Annotated in this window: 4 protein-coding genes; 2 read left to right on the top strand and 2 right to left on the bottom strand. The window is 66.5% G+C overall.

Translation table 11 applies throughout. From position 1 onward, the window contains the following. Nucleotides 1-678 (top strand): beta-galactosidase (locus GXY15_06070; protein NLV40777.1); only part of this gene is annotated, 678 nt, incomplete at its 5' end. A 210-nt stretch (nucleotides 679-888) separates the two neighbouring features. After that, the gene (locus tag GXY15_06065; GenBank protein ID NLV40776.1) at nucleotides 889-1,575 is read left to right on the top strand and encodes a DUF1080 domain-containing protein; all 687 of its coding nucleotides are present in this window, start codon (nucleotides 889-891) and stop codon (nucleotides 1,573-1,575) included. A gap of 263 nt (nucleotides 1,576-1,838) precedes the next feature. On the opposite strand, the gene GXY15_06060 is transcribed toward GXY15_06065, so the two are convergent. Together GXY15_06060 and GXY15_06055 are read right to left on the bottom strand one after the other, a co-directional pair. After that, on the bottom strand, nucleotides 1,839-3,107 hold the full coding sequence (locus GXY15_06060) for a PAS domain S-box protein (protein NLV40775.1): 1,269 nt from the start codon (nucleotides 3,105-3,107) through the stop codon (nucleotides 1,839-1,841). Between the two features lie 28 nt (nucleotides 3,108-3,135). After that, nucleotides 3,136-3,374, bottom strand: a 239-nt coding sequence (locus GXY15_06055; GenBank protein NLV40774.1) for a hypothetical protein, incomplete at its 5' end; no start/stop codon positions are given.

Raw genomic sequence — 3,374 nt, 5'->3', positions numbered from 1 at the left:
GAGCGCAAGGTGCTGAAGGTGGACGCCGCCGAAAAGGACGGCGCCGTAGAGGTGACCGCGACGCTCCGGGTGCCTGCGGGTGACGCGGATCAGACCCTGCGCTACAAGGTCTACGGCAACGGCGACGTGGTGGTGGACAACGCGTTCAACCCGAAAAAGGCCGCGCCCGAGCTGCCCCGCTTCGGCATGCAGACGGCCCTGCCCGCCGCGTACAACCGCATGACCTGGAACGGGCGCGGACCCCAGGAGAACTACTGGGACCGCCACACCGGCGCCGCCGTCGGGGTTTACTCCCTGGCCGTGGAGGACCTGGTCCACCCCTACATCGAGCCGCAGGAGACGGGCAACCGCACGGAGGTGCGCTGGGTGGCCCTCACCAACGCGGACGGCGCGGGCCTCATGGCCGTGGGCATGCCCCTGCTCAACGCCAGCGCGTGGCCCTTCTCCATGGCCGACCTCGAGGAAAACGGCCACGACTGCATGGTGCCCCGCAGGGACTTCAACACCTTCAATCTGGACCTTGGCCAGACGGGCGTCGGCGGCGACGACAGTTGGGGCGCGAAGCCCCTCGAAAAATACACCATGAAATGTCAGCCCTACCAGTACCGGTTCCGCCTCACCCCCCTGCGCGGCGGCGAGGCCTCCCTGCCGGAGATCGCGAAGCGGGTGCTGGACTGAGGGAAAATGCCCGCAATTGCCTTGCTGGAAAATACATAGAACGCAGAGGCGCAGAGAACGCAGAGCGCCGCAGAGAATAGCGATCTCCGCGTTCCTCTGTGCCCTCTGCGCCTCCGCGTTAAAATCTTTTGGGACAATCATGACTGCATGAGATTCCCGCCATTTTGAAGTCAATGCAACAACGTAACGGCATTTTGCCGAGGAGAGCAAATGATGAAGACCTTTCGCATGATGACGGTTGCGGCGCTTCTTTTGGCGGCCGGGACGGTGTGGGCCGAGGTGACCCCGCCGGATGAGGCGCTGCTGAAGGCGGCAAAGGACGCGGACGGCTACGCGCCGCTGTTCTCGGAGGACCTGTCCAATGCGACGCTGCGCAAAGGCGGCTGGGCCTGGGAGGACGGGGCGCTGGTGGCCAAGGGCAAGGGCGACATCTGGACGAAGGAGCGTTTCGGCGACTTCGCCCTGGACCTGGAGTTCAAGCTGGAGCCCCAGACGAACAGCGGCGTGTTCATCCGCACCGACTCGATTCGCGACTGGTTGAACACGGCCATCGAGGTGCAGGTGCTCCAGCCGAACGACCAGTATGACAATGTGCGCCACCACTGCGGCGGCATTTTCGACTGCCTCGCCCCGGCGAAGCTGGCGGTGAAGGCCCCCGGCGAGTGGAACCGCTTCTTGATCATCGCCAAGGGGGCGTGGATTTGGGTGTACCTGAACGATGAACTGGTCACGGGCATGGACCTGGACCAGTGGACCGAGGCGGGAAAGAACCCCGACGGCACGCCGAACAAGTTCAAGTACGCATACAAGGACATGGCCCGCGAGGGCTTTGTCGGCCTGCAGTACCACGGCGACCCGGTGGCCTACCGCAACATGAAGATTAAGCCCCTCAAGTAAAGGGGGCATCCAAGAAACCACCCACTTCGTCATTCCCGCGAAAGCGGGAATCCAGAGAGGCAGGATCGGCCTAAACCCTTGGCATTACTGGATTCCCGCGTTCGCGGGAATGACGGCGGTGGGTTGGGTTTATAGTGGTTGGGTGTGGGGACGGCAATGCCACAAGAAACGAGCATGCCGCGCGGGAGTGGCACGGGAGTCTCGCCCGTGAACACCATGGCCGGGACGGCCATGCCACAAAAGACGCCCGGTCCGCGAGGCCGTTATTTTTTTTCGGCGCCGCCTTCCCCCCGCGCCGTCTTCTCCGTCCCCGTTCCCGCCTCCTCCTCGAAGGCCTCGTCCACCAAGTCGAGCACGCGCCGCGCGCCGCGGCGGCTGCTTTGCAGGGCGGCGCGCTGGTCCTCGTTCACGTCGCCCATCTCCTCGTCCAGGAGCATCTCCAGAAAACCCAGCAGCGCCGTGAGGGGCGAGCGGAGGCGCCGCGCCACGGTGGTGTAGAACTCCGCGCGCAGCGCGTTCACCCGCTGGAGCTCCAGGTTGACCTGTTCCAGGCGGCGTTTCGCCTGGCGCTGGGCCTCCTCGAACTCCTTCTGCCCGGTGATGTCGCGGAACATGGCGACGAAGAACTGCCGCTGGTCCCGGACGAAGGAGTGGATGTGCATGTCCACATTGCGCTCGCCGCCCTCCGGCAGCACCATCAGCATCTCGTCGTGGAGCGAGCCGCGCTCGCGCAGCGCGGTTATCCGCTCCGTCAGGGTGCCGTCGTCGAAGAGGAACTCGCGGAACCGGCGCCCCGTCAGCCGCTCGCGCGGCAGCCCGAGAAACGCGCAGGCGGGGTTGTTCGCCTCGGCGACGAACTCGTTCTCGCCGTAGACCACGATGGGCTCCGCCGTGTTGTCCAGAATGGCGCGCACCGTCGCCTCCGACGAGAGCAGGTCGCCCGCGCGCCGCGCGGCGTCCGCCTCCATCCGCCGGAGCAGGCTGCCCAACTGCGCCATCAGCCAGCCGCAGAGGGCCAGGGCGGCCAGGTTGGCGTAGACCGGCAGGGACATGGGGTTGACCCCCCGCCACACCCACCCGCCGAGGATGGTGAAGGCGTAGGCGGCGCAGACCGTGACCGAGGCCCAGGGGATGTTGGGGGAGTCCGGCGCGTAGACGTGGCAGCCGATGAGGATGAGCAGGAACAGGGGCGCCAGCTCGCTCTGCTCGCCCCCCGTGAGCGCCACCATCAGGGCGGCCCGCGCCAGGTAGAGCAGCAGGTTGACGGGGGACACGAAGAGGTCGTGGCGGCGGCTGTAAAAGACCCAGTGCGCCCAGGCGTTGTGCAGCAGCCCCAGACCCGCCGCCACCGTGAGGTTCGGCAGGAACAGGGCTTCGGCCCCGGACACGTGGAACAGGATGACGAAGAGGTACAGGAGGTACCGCAGCAGCAGCATGGCCCACTCGATGCGCAGGACCACGGCCATGCGCGGCATCAGCATCCCCGCGCCGGGGCCGGAAGGGTGTTCCGCTGTGTCTGGAATGGGGTGCATTTGCCCGTCCGGCGGGGAGTCTCCCCGGTTACGCCTCTTCGAGCACCTTCAGTATCTCGCCCGCGTAGCGGTCGCGCCGGTACGGCCCGAGCGACTCGATCCGGCCCAGCTCCGCCATGCCGCGGGGGTTTTTCTCGGCAAGCTCCACCACCGTGCTGCGAGAGAGGATCACATCCGACTCGACCCCGCGCGCCCGCGCCGTTTTCTTGCGCCACTCGAGCAGCGCCTCGTAGCGCAGCAGGAAGCCCGGGCTGCTGTTCGGCCGGG

The sequence above is a fragment of the Candidatus Hydrogenedentota bacterium genome, from assembly GCA_012730045.1.
Taxonomy (GTDB): Bacteria; Hydrogenedentota; Hydrogenedentia; order Hydrogenedentales; family CAITNO01; genus JAAYBR01.
This window is presented reverse-complemented; position numbering and strand designations above follow the sequence as displayed.